Genomic DNA, 20,243 nt, shown 5'->3' with positions numbered 1-20,243 from the left:
TTCCGGACACCGAGAAACATGCTCGCATTTCTTCATACAGCCCACGTCCACGTCGAGACGTTCAGCCGTCTTGTCCAGGACGTAGACCACGCGATTCCGGTCCGGCATGAGGTTCAGGAGAGCCTCCTTGCGGATGCGCTGGCGGCCGGTGGGATCACGGACGGCATCCGCTCGGCCACCGCCACGGTCGTTCAGGCGCTCGCGAACGAGGGCGCGAGGGTCATCGTGTGCACCTGCTCGACCCTCGGCGGCGTCGCGGAGGCGGTCCCCGTCTCGGACTGTCTGGTGATGCGGATCGATCGCCCGATGGCCGAGCAAGCCGTCGCGGGCGGCCGCCGGATCCTCGTCGTGGCCGCGCTCCAGAGCACCTTTCAGCCCACCGGGGCGCTGCTGCGTCAGATAGCGTCCGACGCGGGTCGCTCGATCGATGTCGTCGAAGTCCTGTGCGGGCGAGCATGGCGGCTCTTCGAGAGGGGTGACTCTCCTGGCTATGCCGGCGAGATCGCCAGGACGATCGAGGCGACGGCGCTCCCGGGCGATCTCGTGCTCCTGGCCCAGGCGTCGATGGCCCCCGCGGCCGAGCTGGTCCGCCACCTCGGAATCCCCGTTCTGAGCAGCTCGAGATCAGGCGTGGAGGCTGCCGTGTCGAGGTATCGATCGAGAACGCAACACGATGCCGCCCAGCTCCGCGGAGAGCCATGAGCGACATCTCCGCGAAGGTCTTCCAGGCCGTCGTCGCCGGCGCGGCGGCCGACGGCGTGGCGCCCGCGGAGCTGCTCGCCGCCGCCGGGGTCGATCCGGGGGACCTCGCCGATCCGGACATGCGCTTTCCGCGGACGATCGAGGCCCGGCTCTGGAGCGAAGCCGCCCGGCTCGTCCGCGACGACGGCTTCGGCCTGCGCCTCGCGCAGAGGCTGCCGGTGGGCAGCCTCGGAGCGCTCGGGTTCGCGGTGCGGAGCAGCGCCACCGTCGGGGAGGCCTACGCGCGCGCGGCTCGCTACCTCCGCGTCGTGGCCATCGGCCCCTCGCTCGAGATCCAGATCGACGGCGATGTCGCCCGCCTCCGCCACGAGCCGCCCCGGAGCAGCCCGGCGCCCTCACGCCACGCCGTCGAGTTCTTCCTGGGCAACCTCGTCGTCCTCGCGAGGCGGGGCGCGGACCCGGCGTTCACCCCGCGCGCCGCGCGGTTTCGCCACGCCGCGCCCGCGCGCGTCGACGAGTACCGCCGCCTCTTCGGCGCCGGCCTGCGCTTCGGGGAGGCCCATGACGAGCTGGTGATCGATCGCGCTTTCCTCGCGAGGCCCCAGGCGCACGCCGAGCCCCTGCTCTGCGAGGTGCTCGACCAGCACCTCGCCTCGCTCGCCGCCGCGCTGCCGGCCGAGGCGAGCTTCCTCGAGCGCGCGCGCGCCGCGATCGCGGCCGAGCTCGCCCACGGCGAGCCGGCGCTGCCGGCGATCGCGGCGCGCCTGCGCATGAGCCCGCGCAGCCTCCAGCGGCGGCTCAAGGAGGAGGGCACGTCGCTCTCGTCGGTGCTCGACGGGCTGCGCGCCGATCTCGCCGTGCGCTACCTGAGCGAGTCGCGCGACGCGATCTCGGAGATCGCGTTCCTCCTCGGGTTCTCCGAGGTGAGCACGTTCCACCGCGCCTTCAAGCGCTGGACCGGCGTGACGCCGGCCGCCTACCGCCGCGGCGCGGGGCGCCCGCCGCGAGAGCTCCCCCGCGCGGCGACGCGTCACCCGTCGAACAGCGCATCGTAAACGTACGGCAGCGCGTCGTGCGCGGTGAGATCGTCGAGCGTGTACGTCGTTCCGCCGCCGTACCAGGCGCCCTCGCTCGCGGTGAGCGGGTTGAAGCTCCGGTCGTCACCCTGGAGCGGCGGCGTGTCCGCGTGCGTCTTCTCCCATGTATACCAATAACGATCGAGCTCGCCGTGGAGCATCCAGAACACGGGATCGACCGTCAGCTCATTGAAATACGTCACGGTGCCGCGCACGTCCGCGTTCGCAGGATCGAGCCCGCCCGCCCACAGGTGCATCCGGACGTGGGGCATGAAATGGAAGAGGCCATAGACGTCCTTGACGGCGCCGACGAGCTCGGTGTCCGGCGCCGCCCTCTGCGCCTCGACGGCTCCGATCCAGCCGATCTCGAAGAGGGCGTTGGTCGTCTCCGCGCCCTGCTGCGAGCTGCTCGGGGGTCCGCCGAAAGCGTCGACGAGCGTCTGCACGGCCGCGCTGTCCGGCAGCTTCGCCTCCAGCACATCCAGCGCCGCCTGCGCCTTTGGATAGTTCTCGATGCGGAGCTCGGGGGTGACGTCGAGCGCATCGTAGAAGTCGGCGAACGTGCCCTCCGCAAGGATGCGCTCGACGTGATCGGGCGCCTGCAGCGTATCGAAGACCAGGTTCTTGCCCGGCCAGCGCCGGAAGACGATGTCGTAGCGCTCACCCACCTCCTTGCCATACCCGGCGTGCCCCTCGGGCAGGCCGGGCGGCACGACGGCCGTCCCGCCCTTGGGCTCGAAGCCGTGGACCCAGTGCGGCAGGTCCTGATCGTGCGCCGCGTCCCAGTACGGAATGAACAGGAGATCGGCTTCGCTCGGGTCGACGCCCTCTTCCTGGTCTCGCTGGTGGAGGGCAGCGCGGAGCATCTGCTCCGCCTCGAGGAGGAAGGCCCGGTGCCACGGCAGGAGCCGGTGTCCCGACGTTTCGTCCATGACCATGACGGTCATCGGCGAGGTGGCCTGGAGGTCGGCGCCGTGGTGGCGATGCCGGTGGTGGTCGTAGTGCTCGTCGTTGAAGACGTCGAAGAAGCCGTTCGCGACGGCGTACTCGTAGGCTCGCTTGAACCTGTCGATCTCTTCGCTGGTCATCGCCGACGCGCTCTTGCGGACGATCCGCTGGGCTTCCGGGCTCGCGTCGCCGGCGTCCACCGGGGTGTCGGCGCCGCAGCCGAGCGAGAGCCCGAGCCACGCCGCCGACGCCGCCGCGATGATCCCACGCACGAACGCTCGTCGATGCAACTCACGTGTCATGTCCTGCCTCCTTCGGACGGGAGCTCCGTCGTTCATGAAGGCGTTTATAAAGACGCGAGCGCGCCCCCGCATTGGCCGAGCGCGACGAAAGCGTTGGCCTACCGCGCCAGCGGGCGGTCACGTCGCCGCGTGGGCGCGTCGTGCTCTCTCGAACGGGTCAATCGGATGGATAGATGGTCGCCGACGGCCAGCACGCCGAGAGAGATCTCGGCCGGAAGGCGCGGGCCCTACTCGGGATCGTCGAAGTCGGCGATCTTCGCCATGTCCCGCCGCAGCTGAAGATCACGCTCCACGAGGAGCTGGTCGAGCTCCTCTTCGGAAGCGTACGCCAGCCGTCGATGGCGCTCCGCGACCCGGCTGTCGATCGCCCGGATCATCCGCACCGCGAGCCACGCAGCAGCGATCGACGCCGCGTCGGACGCAATGAACGCAACCCGGGACCGGATGAACTCCGTCACGGTCAGATCCGGCATGGTAGAGGCCAGCCACCCGAGGCCGCGGCTCGCGACATAACACCCCCACCACGCGCCGAGCGCGGCATGGTGCACCGCGCCCGCCCGCGGGGCGTGCTCCATCTCGACACGCCGGTAACCACCCCCGCCGTCCAGGAGAGGGCGCGGCGCAGGCTCGGGCACGGCCTCCGGGGCAAGGCCGTCGTGGAGATCGCGCAGCACCCTGTACGGCTGCACCAGGTTCACGACGGGAATGAAGAATCCCAGGACCGCCTCGGACGGCGTCCAGGAAAACCCCCGCACGGGATCCAGCTCACCCGCCAGCGCGACCGCCCGGGCGAGCCAGCGAAGGAACACAACGCCAGCAACGAGCCCGAGCCCCAGCTCGAGCAAACCCCCGACCTCACGGAGCGTGTTGGCAAGCCGCCACGTCGATGCCGAGACGTCCGTCGAGCCCAGCAACACAATGTGCCAGGCGCCGGTCAGCGCCGTGAACGCCGCCACCGCCCCCATCGCGATCAGCCCGGCAATCGCCACGCGAGCGCGCCGGCGCACGACGCGGACGTCGCGGCTCCACCCCTCCCGAGCTTCTGCCCAACCGCTCACGGTGAGCGAGGCTACCAGCGCAACACGCCGCATCGCAAGCGACGTGGCCGAGGAGCACACGTGGCAATCGTGCGCTTCGAGGCGCCCGCTCCGCCCCCGACAGCGCGATCGCAGGGCGGCAATCCGTCAGCTCGCCATCGCCGGCTCCCCTCGCCGCGCGCATTCGTCGAGCCCCGCCAGCGCGCGCCGGAAGCTCTGGATCGTCGCATAGAGCCCCTTCCGGAGCGGCACCCGCGGCTCGAACCCCAGCGCCCGCCTCGCCAGATCGATCGCCGGGCGCCGCCGCATCGGATCGCCCTCCGGCAGCGGGCGGTACGCGATCCGGCTCGCGCTCCCCGTGAGCCGCACGATCTCCTGCGCCAGCTCGAGCACCGTCACCTCCACCGGATTCCCCAGGTTGACGGGCCCCACCTCCGACGGGTGCTCCATCAGCCGCAAACACCCCTCCACCAGGTCGTCGACGTGACAGAAGCTCCGCGCCTGCGACCCATTCCCGTAGACCGTCAGCTCCTCTCCCCGGAGCGCCTGGGCGATGAAATTGCTCACCACGCGCCCGTCGTCGATCGCCATCCGCGGCCCGTACGTGTTGAAGATCCGCGCGATCCGCCCCGACGCCCGCCCGTGGCGGTGAAACGCCATCACCAGCGACTCCGCGCAGCGCTTGCCCTCGTCGTAACAGGCGCGCACCCCGACCGGGTCCACCCGCCCGAGATAGCTCTCCGGCTGCGGGTCGACCTCGGGATCGCCATACACGTCGCTCGACGACGCCAGCAAGAGCCGCGCGCCGTGCCGCTCGGCGCACAGGAGCGCGTGCAGCGTGCCCATCACGTTCGTGATCGTGGAGCGCACCGGATCGCCCCGCCAGCGCGCAGGGCTCGCCGGCGACGCCAGGTGGTAGACCCTGTCGACCTCGTAATCGAACGGCAGGGCCACGTCGTGCTCGACCAGCCAGAAGCGGCTGCTGCGCATCAGGTGCGCCACGTTGGCCGGCGAGCCCGTCGAGAAATCGTCGAGCGCAATGACCTCGTGGCCGTCCGCGAGGAGCCGCTCGCACAGGTGCGAGCCGATGAAGCCGGCGCCCCCCGCCACCAGGACGCGCATGCCGCTCCCCACCGTCCTCCCGTTCGCGTCACCCATCGGAACACCTCCGTCGTCGCAACACCGCCCCTCGTGAACCGCCGAGACCCCCCCGCGCCGCGCAGCACCTCACGCGAGCGGGCTCCGGTAGCGGCCCGGGTCGCAGCGGCGAACGCCGGAGGCAGGGCCGCTCCGCTCCACGTCGTCCTCCGCCGCCTCGCCGAGCCGGTAGCACGGCCGCAGGAGCAGCTCGTCGATCAGGTCGAGGAGCGTGTCCACGCGGTGCGCGCACGTGTGGCGCGCGAGCACCGTCCGGCGCCCGTGCTCGGCGACGCCGCGCGCGAACTCCGGGTCCGCGAGGAGCGCGCGGAGGTGCTCCGTCATCTCCGCGCCCGTGCGCGCGACGAGGTAGTCCCGGCCAGGCGAGAAGAGGCGCTCGACGTCGGTCCACGGCGCGCTCACGAGCGGGATCCCGCACGCGAGCGCCTCGAACGGCCGGATCGTGGGGATGCCGGGGAGCCACGCGGCGTACGGCCGCCGCGGGACGTGCACCGTGATCCGGGCGCGCGCATAGGCGTCCGGGACGCGGTGGTTGGGGAGCCAGCCGGCGTACTCGATGCCGGCGTCCGCGAGCGCCGAGAGCGCGCGATCGGGGTAACGCACGCCGTGGACCCGCGCGCGGAGCCCCAGCGCCCTCACGGGCTCGACGAGGAATTCGTGGAGCTCCGCCGTGCGCTCGCCGTCCCCCCAGTTGCCGATCCACACGAGATCACGCTCCTTCTCGACCTCGGGCAGCGGCCGGAACAGGCGCGCGTCCGCGGCCTCGTGCCACACCACCGCGCGCCGCGCGACGCCGCGGCTCAGGTAGAGATCGCAAACGCTCTTTCCAAAGCCGAGCACGCAGTCGTACCCCGAGAGATCGCGCCGCACGATCGCGGCCGGATCGGTGATGAGCCCGTGGTGCGTGTCGTGGAAGAAGAGGCGATAACGATCCGCGCGCGCGCGGTGCTCGCCGAGCCGCCGCACGAGCTCCGGGTCGCTCCGCTCGTGGACGAGCACGACGTCGACCCCCGCGAGCGCGGCGTCGAGGTCCAGCGTGGAGAGCGCGTAACGGCGCGGGCGGAGGCGCGGATAGACGGCGGCGGCCTCGCGCAGCGCGTCCGGGCCGTACGCGGCGACGAGGCCCAGGGCGCTCCAGGCGTCCTCGGGCTCGAAGGCGAGGACGTCGTGGCCGCGCGCGTCGAGCTCGGCCGCGATCCCCCGGAGGAAGTGCGCGTCCGCGTGATCCCAGTCGGAGAGCAAGGAGTGGCAGAAGAGGGCTATTCGCATGGTGTCCCGCAGGGTGAAGGCGACGAGGGAGGGCAGACCCGCCGGGGAGCCGGCGGGCGGGCGGCGAGCGCGAGGGCGTAGACGTCGAGGTAGCGGCGGGCCATGGCGCGCGGGCTGAAGCGCACCGCGCGCCGGCGGGCGAGCGCGCCGAGCGCCTCGCGGCGCGCGACGTCCCGGATGAGGTGGTCGAGCGCGGCGTGGAGCGCGCGCGGATCGTCCGCGGGGACGTAGAGGGCGGCGTCGCGCCAGACCTCGCGCAGGCTCGGCAGATCGCCGAGCACGAGCGCGCAGCCGGAGAGGGCGGCCTCCAGGGTGGCCATGCCGAACGGCGCGTACCGCGCCGGGGAGGCGTAGATCGCGGCGCGCGACATCCACCACGTGAGCTCCGGCTCGTCCACCCACCCGAGGGAGCAGAGGCTCTCCCCGGCGCGGCGGCCGACGCCGCCCGCCGCGACGTCGCTCCCGGCCACGAGCACGGGCCACGCGAGGTGGGGCGCGACCTTCTCGAGCGCCGCGAGGTTCTTGGCCTCGTCCCAGAGCCGGCCGGCCGCGAAGACGAACGGCTCCTTCGGCGCCGGCGCGAACCGCCTGCGGTCGCGCGCGTGCGGGATGACATGGCCGCGGCCGAGGCCGAGCGCGCCATACTCGCCCGCGAGGGCGCTCAGCATCGCCGCGCTCGGCGCGATCACCGCGTCCGCGGCCCGGAGCCCCTCGGCGACCCGCGCGCGGTAGCGCTCGTAGCGGACCGGCGCCGGCCGGCGGTGCACCGCGCGCCACCACGACAGCACGCAGGAGTGCGCCACGACGACGCGGGGCGCCCGGAACGGCAGGGCCGCGTGGCAGTAGCCGTTCAGGTGGACGAGGTCCGGCCGCGCCCGCTCCTCGAGGTCGAGCAGCCAGTCGCCGGCGGCCGCGACGTCGTCCCACGGGTCATCCATCCATTCGAGCCGGTAGGCGCTCTCGACGAGCTCGAGGCCTGGCACCCCGGCGGCCGCCGCGCGCGCCGCGGGCGACAGGGGCCCGCCCATGATCGCGAGCACCGTGGCCACGCCGGCGCGGGAGAGCGCGCCTGCGAGCTCGAGCGCGACCGTCCACACGCCGCCCTGCGTGTCGGCCGTCATCAGCACCCGGCCGGGCCGCGGCGCCGCGGCGCCCGGGGATCCGCGGTCAACGCGCGCCATGCTCGAGCTCCGTGAGCGGCAGCGGCCGGCTGTCTGGCAGATCGCCGAACGTCCGGTGCTCGGCGATATAATGGGCGTGCGCCCGCTCCCAGGCGCCGTCGTCCGGCGCCCCCCATCGCCGGGTGTACGCGGGCGAGCCAGGGTACGGGAACGCCGGGACAGGCTCGTTGGCCCACACGCCGAGCCCGAGGAGGCGCTGCCGCCACGACGCCGCCTCGGCCGGATCGCCGAGGCCCGCGTCGTTCAGGTTGGCCTGCACGAAGGGCACGCTGCGCCGGGCGTGGACGAGCAGCGCGGTGAGCTCCTCGGTCGACGCGCTGCACCGCCTGCCGAGCGCGTCCATCCCCTCGATCGACGGGCGCTCGACGCTGGCCTCGATCGAGACGCAGCCAGCGCGGCCGAGGAGATCGAGCATCTCGCGCGACCAGCTGTCGATCCTGAGCTGGACGCCGAACACCACGTCCCGCGCCCAGAGCTCCTCGAGCAGGGCCCGGTCGGGCAGGAAGCGCTCGTCGATGAAGTAGACGTGGCGCACGCCCTCGGCGAGGAGCGCGTCGAGCTCCTCGAGCACCGTCGCGAGCGGGCGCTTCCGGAGCCTGTCGCGCGCGCCGTCCCTGGCGCAGGAGGCGCAGCGGCAGGCGCTGCCGCGCGAGGTCTCCATCTCGGCGCTCGGCCCCTCGGGCACGGCGTCGAAGCGGTGGTGGTGGTGGACGTGCCGCGCGATCGTCGCGCCGTCCCACCGCAGGGCCGGCAGCGTCCTCAGGCAGGCGGCGTAAGGGCCTCCTTGCACGTGGTCGATGCCGTTCCTGCGGTAGGCGATCGAGGGGATCTGCCAGAAGCGCGACTCGGTCGCGCCGGCGAGCATGACGAGGATCTCCTCGCACTCGCCGAGGACGACGACGTCCACGCCGAGCTTGCGGAGCGCCGCGCGCGGGGTCGCGGAGCCGTGGGGCCCGACGGCGACGAGGAGGCCGCCGTGGCCCCGCAGCGCGGCGACCGCCGCCATGGGCACGCGCAGCTCGGGCGGGGGGCTGCGCCAGGAGAGGTAGCTCGGCGCCGTGGCGATCACCGTCATGGCCGGGCGGAGCGCCGCGACCTCGTCGCGCAGCGCGATGAGGTCGATCCCGCGCGCCTGGGCGTCGATGAGGGCGGCCTCGTGGCCCGCGCGCTCGAGCAGCGCCCTGGCGTACCCGAGCTCGATCGGCAGGTGCGGCTCGCGGCAGCCGAGGTAGACGCTGCCGTGGAAGGTCCAGGGCGGGTTGACGAGCGCGACCTTCACGAGGCGGCCTCCAGCCGGTCCATCCGGACAGACGAGGGGATGTCGGCGTAGACGGCCCCGAGGCGCGCCTCGACGCCGAGGCGCCATTGATAGAGCGCGCGCAGCCCGTCGCGCAGGGCGACCCGCGGCGCCCAGCCGGTGAGCGCCTGGAAGGCGCGGCAGTCGGAGACGTAGTACCGCGGATCGCCCCGCCTCCACGCGGCGAGCGAGACGACCGGGCGGCGCCCGTCGAGCTCCTCGAGCAGATCGAGCAGCTCGACGAGGCTCACCGCCGTGTCCGGGCCGCCCCCGATGTTGAAGGCGCGGCCCGAGGCGGGCTTGAGCGCGCGCCGCGCGCGCAGGAGGGCGTCGACGAGGTCCTCGATGAACAGCGCGTCGCGGACCTGCAGCCCGTCGCCGTAGAGGGTGATCGGGTCGCGGCGGATGGCGCGCGCGACGAAGTGGGCGATCCACCCCTGGTCCTCGTTGCCGAACTGCGGGGGGCCGTAGACGCAGCTCACCCGGAGCACCACGGCGTGGAGGCCGAAGGTGCGGGCGTAATCGAGGACGTACTGGTCGGCGGCGCCCCGCGAGCACCCGTAGGGGCCCCGGAGATCGAGCGGCTGACTCTCGGAGATGCCGTGCTCGCGCGCGCTCTCGCACAGGGGTCGATACCGCTCCTCGCCGCGCTCGATCGGCAGATCGGGCAGCGCGCCATAGACCTTGCTGGTGGAGGCGAAGAGGAGCGGCGGAGGGCGGTCGAGCCTCCGGAGCGCCTCGAGCACGTTCAGCGTGCCGCGCGCGTTCACCTCGAAGTCGAGCGCCGGGTCGGCGACGCTCCTCGCGATGGCGACCTGCGCGGCGAGGTGGAAGACGAACGAGGCGCGCCGCACGGCGTCGCTCACGGCCTGCTCGTCCCGGACGTCGCACACCCGGACGTCCACGCCAGCGCCGTGACGCCCCTTGAGGCGCTCGACGTTGCGCTCGACGAACCCGCGCGAGAGGTTGTCGAGGACGAGGACCGGCTCCCCCTTTCGGAGCAGCTCGTCGGCCAGGTGAGAGCCGATGAACCCGGCTCCCCCCGTGATCAGGACATGGTCAGGCATAGGATGCTCCGTTCCGGTCTGGACGAGCGGCGGGCGAGCGGGTGATGAGAGAGAGCGCCTCGCGAGCGGACGGCGCACGACGGCGCAGCGCGGCAGGCAGACCGAACGCCCGCCCGCCGCGCGATGTCCCCCCCGGCTCCGCGCCTCGCTGCGCGGGAGTCCCTGAGGAGACACCGATTAACATGCGACCTGGAGAGCCGCAATCGATCGAAGGAGCTTTGTTTGACGATCGGTATCGCGCCTTCCGCGCCTCCTGGAGAGGGTACGGCGCCGCCGGATGGCAGCGGAGACTCGATGTGTCGCAAAGGGGGTTTGTGGCGAGGAGCGCCGCTCGGACAGGCGATGAGAGAGGACGGGGACGGGGGTGAGAAGGGAGGGGCGCGCTCGGCGCGGGGCGGAAACGGAGGGGGACCTCGGTGTTAACCGAGCCCGTTCAGTCGCGCTCAGCGCCCAAAGCCAGACCCCCGTCACTGCTCACCAACGTGGTCGTGAACGTGAACGTGGTCGTGAACGTGAACGTGAACGTGAACGTGGTCGTGGACGTGAACGTGGTCGTGGACGTGAACGTGGTCGTGGACGTGAACGTGGTCGTGGTCGTGGTCGTCAACGGCTAGGTCGTGAACGTGAACGGCACCCGGAAGTCGCGGATCTCATTCGTTGACCAAGGTTTCGGCAGAGCGTTTACGTCCACGTTGTGTCGTCGACGACCACGACCACGTTCACGTCCACGTTCACGTTGGTGAACGTTGGTGAGCGTTGGTGAGCGAGGGAGGGTCAGGCTTCGGGCGCTGAGCGCGACCGAACGAGCCTGGCCAAGCTCGAGGAGGCGGAAGGTGATGCGGCGAGAGCGCGGGGCTCGGCTTGCAGGGAGGAGGGCAGCGCGGGAGCGAGCCCTCGGGAGGCTCAGCTCGCGGTCGGCTGGCCCGTCAGACGCAGGTAGATGAACGCAAGCCCGATGGCGGCGACCGGCGCGGCCACGAGCGTGCCGAGGCAGCAGGCGAGCACGCCCGCCAGCACGAGCGCGCAGGCGAGCAGGGCATAGACGAGGAGGCCCCCCTTGTGGCCGGTCGTGATTCGCCAGCTCTCCTTCATGGCGTCGATGGCGCCCAGGTTCTTATCGACGATGCACAGCGTCGTCATGCTCAGGCCGAGCGCGGCGATGACGCCGGGGACGATCAAGAGGAGCATGCCGGCGCCGACAGCGAGACCGGTCAGGAGCTGGGCGCCCAGGATGGACAGGAACCACCGCCCGCCGCCAAGGACGTCGCTGAACGAGTACGGCTCGCCGCGCGCGACCTTCAGGAGGAGGTTGTTCATGCCTCCGGCGAAGTAGGCGCCGACCACGAGCGCGACAGCCTGCATCAGGAACTGGATGGCCGCCCCCGCGGTGGGCGCGTCCCTCGCGAGCGCCGCCTGGATGCCTCCGCCGATGCCGTTGGGGACGCTCGACGCAAGCCCAACGACGACCATGGCGCCGATGAGGACAGCCGGGTCGCGCTTCAGGCGCTCCCAGCCGAAGGATGCCGCATCTCCCGCTCCCCACGGCGCCGCGACGCCCGTGCCCGGGGGTGAGCCATAGCCCGCGCCGCCGCCCGGGGGCTGGTAGGGGTTGGCCCCACCCCAGCCGGCGCCGCCACCCGGAGGCGGGCCGTAGCCGCCGCCACCGCCCGGAGGCTGGCCCCAGCCGCCGCCTCCTCCCGGGGGCGGACCGTAGCCGCCGCCGCCCGGAGGCTGCCCCGGAGGCTGGCCCCAGCCACCACCGCCCGGCGGCTGCCCCGGCGGCTGGCCGTAGCTGCCGCCCGGCGGCTGCCCCGGCGGCTGGCCGTAGCTGCCGCCCGGCGGCTGCCCCGGCGGCTGGCCGTAGCTGCCGCCCGGAGGCTGCCCCGGCGGCTGGCCATAGCCGCCGCCCGGCGGCTGCCCCGGTGGCTGGCCATAGCCGCCGCCCGGCGGCTGCCCCGGCGGCTGACCGTAGCTACCGCCCGGAGGCTGCCCCGGCGGCTGCCCGTAACCGCCGCCCGGCGGCTGCCCGTAACCACCGCCCGGCGGCTGTCCCGGAGGCTGGCCGTAACCACCACCCGGCGGCTGTCCCGGAGGCTGGCCGTAACCACCACCCGGCGGTTGACCAGGGCCAGCGCCCCCGGGTGGCTGTCCGTAGCCGCCGCCCGGCGGCGGGCCGTAGCCACCCCCAGGCGGTTGCCCGTAACCACCACCGCCCTGACCGCCCCCTGATCCCCCGCCCCAGCCACCTTGGCTCATCTTGTCTCCACTGGGTGTGAATACCGACTACCCCCAACCAACTACCCCCCACTATACGTGGAGGGCGCCGGCACGGAACAACTAACTTCCGGCGCGCGGCGCCCCCGTGCGCGCCCGTACCGCGCCGCCGCGCGGCGCGCACCGCGCAGAGGGGCGACGGCCGAACGCCGCGCGCGCTCCGCGATTGCGGACAGCGCAGCAATCGCGGAGCCCGCGCGGAATGCGGCGATCAACAGCGATTGAGCGCTCGACGTCAATTGCCGGACGTGGGCGCGAAACACGCGCAGATCACCTCGGCGGCGGGCCGCTCAGGCACAGGCCGGCGATGCTGCTCGTGAACGACGTCCCCTCCTCGCGCCGGACCTCGACGGAGTTGCCCGTGAGCGGCGACGAGAACACCCCCTGAACGACGCCTTCCCCCTGCTTCGCCGTCACGGAGCGGCCGACGAGGGACCCGGGCGACACGGCCTCGATCGGCGCTCCCGGCGCGATCGCCTGCTCCTCGGGCAGCTCCGCGCGCCGGAACCCGCCGAAACGCACCGCCGTGCCGCCGCCCTTTCCCGGCATGATCTTTCCGATGCACTGCCCGAGCGGCGTGCCGACGACCGCGTACGTCACGGCGGCGTCCACCGGCGACCGCCTCGATTCGCCCACCAGGGTGACGGCGACGGCGAGGACGAACGAGGCGACCGGGACCGCGAGCGCGGTCGCCACGACGACCGCGGCGGCGCCGGACGTCGCCCGGCCGAACGAGGCGAGCTCGGCGCTCACGGCCTGCTCGAACGACCGCAGGATCACGACCTGGCGCGCGCGCACCCGCTCGAGGACGGCCGCGGCGACCAGGTTGTCGGCGGCGCAGAAGCCGCACCGCGCGATCGCGCCGTCACCCGCGCCGAGCGGCGCGCCGCACACGTGGCACGCCGCCGGCTCGCCCGGGGCCGCCGGGGGGCGCGCGGCGCACGCCTCCTCGAGCCGCCGCTGCCTGCTGCGCATGACCGCGAGCACGGCCGCGCCGGTCCCGACGGTGCCGAGCCACGCCGCCACCGTCATGCCGCCGGTGATGACGTTCCCCTCGGTGTCGGGGCTGACCCAGACCCCCAGCACGATGAGCGCGCCGAGCAGGGTGATCGGCACCGACGCGAGCGCGAACACGACAAGCAGCCGCGCGTGCCGCTGGGACGCCGTGACCAGCCTCCGCCGCAGCGCCTCCGAGAGCTGGCGGCGGCGCACGTCGGTCTGGAAGACCACGTGCGCCGCGGCGCGCAGGCCCTGCGCCGCCTCCCCGGGCAGCGGGCCGCGGTACTGGCACGCCGCGCAGGCCATGAGATCCGGGCTGGCGAGGGACACAGGCGCGGGTCGCCCGCAGCGCGGGCAATGCACGGCGAGCATGGACCGATTCTACGCCAGCCGCGTCTCGGCAGGTCAAGGCGCCTCGCCGCGCGCCACTTCTTCCACGCCGGCGCGAACGACAGGCGCCCGTGCTTACGAGCCAGCCTCGTCGCGGCTCACCGCGCCCCCCGCCTCGCCTTGCGCGCGCGCCGCCCCGCCGGCGCGAGCTCGTGGAGCGCCGCCGACAGCGAGGAGAACGTGCTCAGGACGCCGAGGTCGACGCCGACCAGGCTCATCGCGATCTCGGGGCGCACGCCGACCAGATAGACCCGCGCCCCGAGCAGCGCGGACGCGCGGCTGGTCATGCCCACCGTCTCGGCGACCCGGGCGTCCACGAACGGCACGCCCGTGAGATCGAGCAGCACGGAAGATGCCCTGTGCCGGCTCACCCCCTCGGACACCTTCTCGAGCACCTGCCTGGCACGGCCACCATCGATCATCCCGATCAGCGGCACGAGCAGCACGCCGGGCAGGAGCGGGATGAGCGGACAGCCCAGCTCGCGCACCGTCTCCGAGAGCGCGCGCTCGATCTCGTACGCCTTCTGAAGGTCGGCGTGCTGCGACGACAGCGACTCCACCAGCGCGTCGCGCTCCAGGGCCGCACCGAGCAGCGTCCCCCAGATCGCGACCGTCCCCTCGTCTCCAGCCATGGCAACGAGGGTCGGGCCGACGAGCACCAGGATCCCCCAGTCGCGCCGGGCAGAGCGTATCGGCAAGAGCAGCACCATGTGCGTGCCGTCCTCGGCCGACGGCGGCAGCGTCGCCGCCGGCAGAAACGCCTCCGGCCGACAGCGGCGGCCGATCGGCGGGGTCGGGCTGCCGTCGCGGCTGTAGGCGCCGGCGACGACGAGGCGGGAGCGCGCCTGCGGGTCATCCCACAGCGCGAGGCAGCCCCAGACCACCGTGGTCGTCTCGAGCCACGAGAGCGACCGCGTCGCCTGCTGGGTGCCGCCGAGCAGGGCAAAGCTCACATCGTAATTCGTCCTCGCGAGCACCCCGAGCTGGCGGACATACTGGCTCTCGGCCTCGAGCCGGGCCCGCGCGATCGCGAGGCGCACGAGCTCCAGGAACGCGTCCACCCGCCGCCTGGCCGTGTCGTCCAGGGACGCGCCGCGCCGCTCGTGAAACTGGCCCAGCAGGCGGATCGTCGCCAGCAACGTCCCCACATCCATCGTGATGTCGACCGCCTGCCGGCAGGCGCCCCCGAGCTCGGTCGCCGAAGGCAGCGCGGTGCCCCGAAGCGCCGCGAAATAGCCGTCGATCAACGACGTGACCGCCGGCCATACCTCGGTCGGCGGGAGGCCGGGCGGGAGCGGCTGGGGCAGGAGCAGGAGCTCGACCATCTGCCGGGCCAGGGCGCCGCCGGCGTCCTCCTCGGGCACCGCGTCCTCCCTGTCGAGGAACTCCTGGATCGTGTTGCACCCGCACGAGCTCCGCACGGCGAGGGAGTTGGCCGTGCGCACGCCCTCGGCCGGGAAGGCCTCGCCGGCGATCATCGACGCAAGGAGATCGCACGCGGCGCTCCCCATCATCTCGAACCGCTGGCGCACCGTGGTCAGCGGCGGATCGGCGCCCTCCGCGTCCGCGATGTCGTCGAAGCCGATGATGGCGAGATCCTCGGGGATGCGGACGCCCGCCGCCTTCAGCAGGGGCATCATCCCGAGCGCGTTCTTGTCGGTCCCGAAGACCGCCGCCGTGCACCCAGGCAGCTGCGCGAGGAGCGCCGGCGCGGCGCCCTGGCCGCCGCTGTACCAGTTGTTGTCGCTCCGGATGACCAGATCGGGGTCGAAGGGGATGCCCGCCTCGGCGAGCGTGTCCTTGTAGGACGCGAAGCGCTCGCGCACGTCGTACGCGTCGAAGTAGCCGACGAACGCGATGCGCCGGTGCCCGTGCTCGATCAGGTGGCGCACCGCGCTCCGCATCCCGCCGTGGTTGTCCGGGATCACGGCTGGACAGGCGACATCGGCGGCGCGCGTGCCGACGGTGATGAACGGGACCCGGCCGCGCGCGAGCGCCTCGATGCCATGCAGCTCGATCAGGACGAGCCACCCATCCACCTGCTCCCCGGCGAGCGACGGCGCGTGGACCTCGAACGGCGTACCGCGCAGCACCAGCGTGCGAAACCCGCGCTGCTGGGCCGAGTCATGGATGCCGAGCAGGACAGGGTTCCAGAACGAGCCGTCGAGAAAGGGGGAGATCACCCCGAGGGTGCGAGGGCGGGCCGCGGCGCCGGCTGCCGGGACATGGAGCGGCGGGGCGTCGGTGCGGCGCGCCGGAGGCAGAGAAGAGCGGCGCCCCGGTGGGAAAGATGAGCGGCGCCCCGGTGGGAAAGAAGAGCCGGTGCTGCGCCCCGAGCCCGCCGCCTGCCCCGGTGCGCCGGAAAGCTCGCCCCACTGCTCCGGCACCACGATGCCGCTGTCCCGGCGCCCCTGACCCATCCTCGCGCTCCCTCCCGCCCTGCTCGCCCACGTCCGGCCGAGCCTCGCCACTTCGGTGGCCAGCGCCATCCTTAATCGATTTCGGGCGGGAGGTGAGGAAAGCGACAGTGCCCCGGCGCGCCCATCACCTCGCCCTGTGCGCGCCCCCCGCCGCCGGCGCGAGCTCGAGGAGCGCCATCGCGAGCGAGGAGAACGTGGCCAGCTCGCCGAGATCGACGTCGACGAGGCTCTCCGCGATCTCGGGGCGCACGCCGACCAGGTAGACCCGCGCGCCGAGCAGGGCAGCCGCGCGGCTGGTCATGCCGAGGAAATGGGCGACCTGGATGTCCACGAACGGAACGCCCGTGAGGTCGAGCAGCACGGACAGCGCCTCGTGCCGGCTCACCCCCTCGGCCACCTTCTCGAGCACCTGCTGGGCGCGGCCGCCGTCGAGCATCCCGATCAGCGGCACGAGCAGCACGCCGGAGAGGAGCGGGATGATCGGGCACCCCAGCTCCCGCACCGTCTGCGACAGCGCGCGCTCGCTCGCGAACGCCTGCTGCAGGTCGGCGTGCCGCGCCGACAGCGACGCCAGCAGCGCGTCGCGCTCGAGGGCCGCCCCGAGCAGCGTCCCCCAGATCGCGACCGTGCCCTCGTCCCCGGTCATCGCGACGACGGCCGGGCCGATGAGCACGAGGATCCCCCAGTCGCGCTCCACGGAGCGTATCGGCAGGAGCAGCACCATGTACGTGCCGTCCGCGGCCGAGGGCGGCAGCATCTCCGCCGGCGGGAACGCCTCCAGCCGATGGCGGCTCCCTTTCGGGGGGACCGGGCTGCCGTCGCGGCTGTAGGCGCCCGCGACGACGAGGCCCGCGCGCTCCGCCGGGTCATCCCACAACGCGAGGCAACCCCAGACCATCGTTGTCGTCTCGAGCCACGAGAGCGACCGGTACTCCTGCTGGGTGCCGCCGAGCAGGGCGAAGCTCACATCGTAGTTGGTCCTCGCGAGCACCCCGAGCTGGTGGACGGAGCGGGTCTCGGCGTCGAGCCGCGCCCGCGCGCACGCGAGGCGCGCCAGCTCCACGAAGTCCTGGACCCGCCGCCTGGCCGCGGCGTCCAGGGACATGCGGCGCCGCTCGGGGAGCTGATCCATCAGGCGGGCCGTCGACAGCAGGGCCCCCAGATCGGGCGTGATGGCGACGGCCTGGCGGTAGGCTCGCTCGAGCTCGGCCGCCGGGGCGGACGCGGTGCCCCGGAGCGCCGCGAAATACATGTCGACCACCCGCGTGACCGCCGGCCAGACCGCGGCCGGCGGGGTATCCGGCGGGAGCGGGCGCGGCAGGAGCAGCTGCTCGACCATCTGCCGGGCCAGGGTGTCGCCGGCGTCCTCCTCGGAGGCCGCGTCCTCCTTGTCGAGGAAGTTCTGGACCACATTGCAGCCACACGAGCTCCGCAGGACGAGCGCGTTGGCCGTGCGCACGCCCTCGGGCGGGAAGGGCTCGCCGGCGATCATCGACGCGAGCAGCTCGCACGCCGCGCTCCCCATCATCTCGAACCGCTGGCGCACCGTGGTCAGCGGCGGGTCGGCGCTCTGCGCCTCCACGACATCGTCGAAGCCGATGATCGCGAAATCCTCGGGGATACGGACGCCCGCCGCCTTCAGCTCGGACATCGTCCCGAGCGCGTTCTTGTCGGTCCCGAAGACCGCCGCCGTGCACGCGGGCAGCTGCGCGAGGAGCAGCGGCGCGGCGGCCCGGCCTCCGCTGTACATGTTGTTGTCGCACGGGATGACCAGATCGGGGTCGAAGGGGATCCCGGCCTCGGCGAGCGTGCTGATGTAGGCGTCGCGGCGCTCGCGCACGTCGTACGCGGCGAAGTTGCCGACGAACGCGATGCGCCGGTGCCCGTGCTCGATCAGGTGGAGCACCGCGTTCCGGATGCCGCCGTGGTTGTCCGGGACCACCGCGGGACAGCGAAAGCCGGCGGGGCGGGCGCCGAGCGTGATGAACGGGACCCCCGCATCGGCGAGCGCCTCGAGGCCGCCGAACTCGATGATGACGAGCCACCCGTCCACCTGCTCTCTGGCGAGCGAGGGGGCCAGGACCTCGGATGGCGTGCCGCGCAGCACCAGCGTGCGGATCCCGCGCCGCTGGGCCGACTCATGGATGCCGAGCAGGACAGGGCCCCAGAACGCGCCGGAGAGAAACGGGGCGACGACGCCGAGGGTGGGAGGGCGGGCCGCCGCGTGCGCGCCCTCGGACCGGCGCGGATCAGGGCCGGAGACGCCGGCCTCTCCCCTGGCCTTCCGCTCCGCCGCGCCAGGCAGCTCGCCCCACTGCTCCGGCAACGGTACCGAACTGCCCTGGCGACCCTGACCCATTCCCGACGGCCTCCTGCTCCACAACCTGACCGCCTTTCCCACGGCCGCTGCGGACCGGCTACATCGTATACGCTGCGCCGCCGGCCCGGGCGAGAAGTCTCGTGTCCTGCCGTGGAATCCGGAGCGTAGCGTCAGACTGCGGACATGGCCGCCCCACACGCGGCGTGTGTGTCGACGCGCTCCGACGACCGGCGCGCCGCCGGCGCCTGGCGTCGCTGGCGAGCTGGTCGGTGGTATCGTCGAGCAATGCAATACCGCGACGAACGAGACGCGCTGCGGGGGCGTGTGGACAGCCTCGAGGAGCAGCTCGCGGCGGCCAGGAAGGAGCTCGAGGAGCACCGCGACGACGATCGGGCCGCGCGGGTCGAGCAGATCGAGCGCCAGATGGCGGAGGCCCGCCGCGTGCTCGACCAGCTCGGCCGGGAGCTCGCCGCGGTGCGCGGCCGGCCGAAGCGGTCGTCGGCGGTGCCGCTCCTGGTGACGATGGCGGGCGTGGGGCTCTGCGCGATGATCGCGAGCTACCTGCTGGCGCGGCCCGCGCGCGAGACGATGGCGATCGTCCAGCAGCCGGCCCTGCCCCCGCCTGCCCCTCCCCTCCCGGAGCTGCCGGCGCCGGTCCCCGAGCCAGCGCAGGCGCCGCCGGAGCCGGCCGCGCCGGCGCGCGAGGCGCCGTCGCGGACCGCGACCGCGACCTGGAGGGCGACCGTCACGCGCGCCACGGGGCTCCCCCTCGCGGCCGGCGCGGCGTGCACGGTCGAGGCGGAGCTCGCGAGCTCGGGCGACGACATCCGCGTGCCCGCGCTCCGGGTCCTCTGCGGCGGCAAGCCGATCTACCGGTCGAGCGATCCGCTGAACGGCATGTCGATGTTCAGCAGCGGCGTGGAGGAGGACTCCGGTCCTGAGCCTGGCACCTATGTTTATGCCCTCTCGTACCAGGACAAGGGCTCGCGCGCCGGGGAGCGGGCCGAGGTCTCGCTCGACAGCATCCGCAAGGCCGGCGCCGTCTGGCGCGACTCGGCGCCCGCGTACCGCGTCGAGCTCATGCTGGCGTACCAGAGCCTGTCCGTCGCGGGGGAGCCGCTCCTCGACGCGACGCGGAAAGCGCTGCGCCGGTCCGCGCGCGTCACCGAGTCCACGGGACCGAGCCCGGTGAAGGTGGGCCAGAGGTGCGCGCTGCTCGTCTCGCCTCTCCCGCGAGGCGGCAAGTGCCTGACGCGCCTCGCCTGCGCCGGCCGCATGCTCTACGGCGCGGGCACGACCGGCGTCTCCGAGTGCACGGTGGAGGGAGACAAGGTCGTCCGCGTCCACGACGGGAACACGACCCCGAACGGCGGCGACCCGGCGTTGGAGCTCGACGCCGCGACGGGGCGCATCACCGTGAAGGACGACGTGGGTGGCGCCGCGTGGACCGTCGGCGTGCAGCTCGATCCGAGCGGGTAGAACAGCGCACGCCCTGAAGGAGGCAGGGTCGGCCGAGGCGGCAACCTTGTACAAATTGAGGCGCCCAGGGTCGGCCGAGGCGCCAACCTTGTACAAATTGAGGCGCCCAGGGTCGGCCGAGGCGCCAACCTTGTACAAATTGAAGGCGCCCGGGGTCGGCCGAGGCGGCAACCTTGTGCAAATTCGAGGCTTCCGGGGTCGGCCGAGGCGGCAACCTTGTGCAAATTCGAGGCTTCCGGGTCGGCCGAGCCCCTCATCCGCCTCAGCCGACCAGGAGCCGGTCCTCCGCGTCGGTGATCCTGAACGAGCCGAGGGGATCCGAGG

15 protein-coding genes are annotated in these 20,243 nt (G+C 73.1%); 4 read left to right on the top strand and 11 right to left on the bottom strand.

Annotated elements, in window-relative coordinates:
- The first annotated feature begins 18 nt into the window (after positions 1-18).
- Together WME82_RS48470 and WME82_RS48465 are read left to right on the top strand one after the other, a co-directional pair.
- Entirely contained in the window at positions 19-702 is a 684-nt protein-coding gene (locus WME82_RS48470) for an aspartate/glutamate racemase family protein (protein ID WP_438040872.1), read from the top strand.
- Positions 699-1,757 carry an AraC family transcriptional regulator gene (locus tag WME82_RS48465; protein ID WP_438040871.1) on the top strand — a complete coding sequence of 353 codons (1,059 nt, stop codon included), beginning with the start codon at positions 699-701 and terminating at the stop codon, positions 1,755-1,757. The genes WME82_RS48470 and WME82_RS48465 overlap by 4 nt, the downstream gene beginning before the upstream one ends.
- On the opposite strand, the gene WME82_RS48460 is transcribed toward WME82_RS48465, so the two are convergent.
- The 7 genes from WME82_RS48460 to WME82_RS48430 all read right to left on the bottom strand — a co-directional run bounded on the left by WME82_RS48460 (position 1,733) and on the right by WME82_RS48430 (position 10,037).
- Complete coding sequence (locus WME82_RS48460) at positions 1,733-3,028, bottom strand: tyrosinase family protein (protein ID WP_438040870.1); 1,296 nt, start codon at positions 3,026-3,028, stop codon at positions 1,733-1,735. The two genes, WME82_RS48465 and WME82_RS48460, sit on opposite strands and share 25 nt — an antisense overlap.
- A gap of 227 nt (positions 3,029-3,255) precedes the next feature.
- Positions 3,256-4,017 carry a DUF4328 domain-containing protein gene (locus WME82_RS48455; protein ID WP_438040869.1) on the bottom strand — a complete coding sequence of 254 codons (762 nt, stop codon included), beginning with the start codon at positions 4,015-4,017 and terminating at the stop codon, positions 3,256-3,258.
- A gap of 195 nt (positions 4,018-4,212) precedes the next feature.
- Positions 4,213-5,223 (bottom strand): UDP-glucuronic acid decarboxylase family protein, encoded by a 1,011-nt coding sequence (locus WME82_RS48450; RefSeq protein WP_438040868.1) that lies wholly within the window; start codon positions 5,221-5,223, stop codon positions 4,213-4,215.
- A gap of 69 nt (positions 5,224-5,292) precedes the next feature.
- Positions 5,293-6,492 carry a CgeB family protein gene (locus tag WME82_RS48445; RefSeq protein ID WP_437762696.1) on the bottom strand — a complete coding sequence of 400 codons (1,200 nt, stop codon included), beginning with the start codon at positions 6,490-6,492 and terminating at the stop codon, positions 5,293-5,295.
- Entirely contained in the window at positions 6,483-7,673 is a 1,191-nt protein-coding gene (locus WME82_RS48440) for a glycosyltransferase family 4 protein (protein WP_438040867.1), read from the bottom strand. Before WME82_RS48440 ends, WME82_RS48445 begins: the two co-directional genes overlap by 10 nt.
- On the bottom strand, positions 7,660-8,952 hold the full coding sequence (locus tag WME82_RS48435) for a TIGR04295 family B12-binding domain-containing radical SAM protein (RefSeq protein ID WP_438040866.1): 1,293 nt from the start codon (positions 8,950-8,952) through the stop codon (positions 7,660-7,662). Before WME82_RS48435 ends, WME82_RS48440 begins: the two co-directional genes overlap by 14 nt.
- Positions 8,949-10,037 carry an SDR family NAD(P)-dependent oxidoreductase gene (locus WME82_RS48430; RefSeq protein WP_438040865.1) on the bottom strand — a complete coding sequence of 363 codons (1,089 nt, stop codon included), beginning with the start codon at positions 10,035-10,037 and terminating at the stop codon, positions 8,949-8,951. Before WME82_RS48430 ends, WME82_RS48435 begins: the two co-directional genes overlap by 4 nt.
- 488 nt (positions 10,038-10,525) lie before the next feature.
- Between WME82_RS48430 and WME82_RS48425 the strand changes: the two genes are divergently transcribed.
- On the top strand, positions 10,526-10,651 hold the full coding sequence (locus WME82_RS48425; RefSeq protein WP_438040864.1) for a hypothetical protein: 126 nt from the start codon (positions 10,526-10,528) through the stop codon (positions 10,649-10,651).
- Between the two features lie 289 nt (positions 10,652-10,940).
- On the opposite strand, the gene WME82_RS48420 is transcribed toward WME82_RS48425, so the two are convergent.
- The 4 genes from WME82_RS48420 to WME82_RS48405 form a co-directional block, all read right to left on the bottom strand.
- On the bottom strand, positions 10,941-12,293 hold the full coding sequence (locus tag WME82_RS48420) for a hypothetical protein (protein WP_438040863.1): 1,353 nt from the start codon (positions 12,291-12,293) through the stop codon (positions 10,941-10,943).
- Between the two features lie 288 nt (positions 12,294-12,581).
- A complete protein-coding gene (locus WME82_RS48415) occupies positions 12,582-13,682 on the bottom strand; it encodes a hypothetical protein (protein ID WP_437743192.1) in 1,101 nt (366 codons plus the stop codon).
- A 116-nt stretch (positions 13,683-13,798) separates the two neighbouring features.
- Positions 13,799-16,120 (bottom strand): substrate-binding domain-containing protein, encoded by a 2,322-nt coding sequence (locus WME82_RS48410; protein ID WP_437855951.1) that lies wholly within the window; start codon positions 16,118-16,120, stop codon positions 13,799-13,801.
- A 124-nt stretch (positions 16,121-16,244) separates the two neighbouring features.
- A complete protein-coding gene (locus tag WME82_RS48405) occupies positions 16,245-18,479 on the bottom strand; it encodes a substrate-binding domain-containing protein (RefSeq protein WP_438040862.1) in 2,235 nt (744 codons plus the stop codon).
- A gap of 246 nt (positions 18,480-18,725) precedes the next feature.
- Between WME82_RS48405 and WME82_RS48400 the strand changes: the two genes are divergently transcribed.
- Complete coding sequence (locus WME82_RS48400) at positions 18,726-19,919, top strand: hypothetical protein (protein ID WP_438040861.1); 1,194 nt, start codon at positions 18,726-18,728, stop codon at positions 19,917-19,919.
- Positions 19,920-20,243 lie beyond the last annotated feature (324 nt).

The organism is Sorangium sp. So ce128 (genome assembly GCF_051525245.1).
Lineage (GTDB): Bacteria > Myxococcota_A > Polyangia > Polyangiales > Polyangiaceae > Sorangium > Sorangium cellulosum_B.
Note: the sequence above shows the minus strand (reverse complement) of the source record. Positions and strands in the feature narration are given on the sequence as shown.

Coding starts and splice junctions, on each gene's coding strand:
- WME82_RS48420 (WP_438040863.1), bottom strand. CDS start 12,293: ATGAGCCAAGGTGGCTGGGGCGGGGGATCAGGGGGCGGTCAGGGCGGT.
- WME82_RS48445 (WP_437762696.1), bottom strand. CDS start 6,492: ATGCGAATAGCCCTCTTCTGCCACTCCTTGCTCTCCGACTGGGATCAC.
- WME82_RS48405 (WP_438040862.1), bottom strand. CDS start 18,479: ATGGGTCAGGGTCGCCAGGGCAGTTCGGTACCGTTGCCGGAGCAGTGG.
- WME82_RS48400 (WP_438040861.1), top strand. CDS start 18,726: ATGCAATACCGCGACGAACGAGACGCGCTGCGGGGGCGTGTGGACAGC.
- WME82_RS48465 (WP_438040871.1), top strand. CDS start 699: ATGAGCGACATCTCCGCGAAGGTCTTCCAGGCCGTCGTCGCCGGCGCG.
- WME82_RS48440 (WP_438040867.1), bottom strand. CDS start 7,673: ATGGCGCGCGTTGACCGCGGATCCCCGGGCGCCGCGGCGCCGCGGCCC.
- WME82_RS48450 (WP_438040868.1), bottom strand. CDS start 5,223: ATGGGTGACGCGAACGGGAGGACGGTGGGGAGCGGCATGCGCGTCCTG.
- WME82_RS48410 (WP_437855951.1), bottom strand. CDS start 16,120: ATGGGTCAGGGGCGCCGGGACAGCGGCATCGTGGTGCCGGAGCAGTGG.
- WME82_RS48460 (WP_438040870.1), bottom strand. CDS start 3,028: ATGACACGTGAGTTGCATCGACGAGCGTTCGTGCGTGGGATCATCGCG.
- WME82_RS48415 (WP_437743192.1), bottom strand. CDS start 13,682: ATGCTCGCCGTGCATTGCCCGCGCTGCGGGCGACCCGCGCCTGTGTCC.
- WME82_RS48430 (WP_438040865.1), bottom strand. CDS start 10,037: ATGCCTGACCATGTCCTGATCACGGGGGGAGCCGGGTTCATCGGCTCT.
- WME82_RS48470 (WP_438040872.1), top strand. CDS start 19: ATGCTCGCATTTCTTCATACAGCCCACGTCCACGTCGAGACGTTCAGC.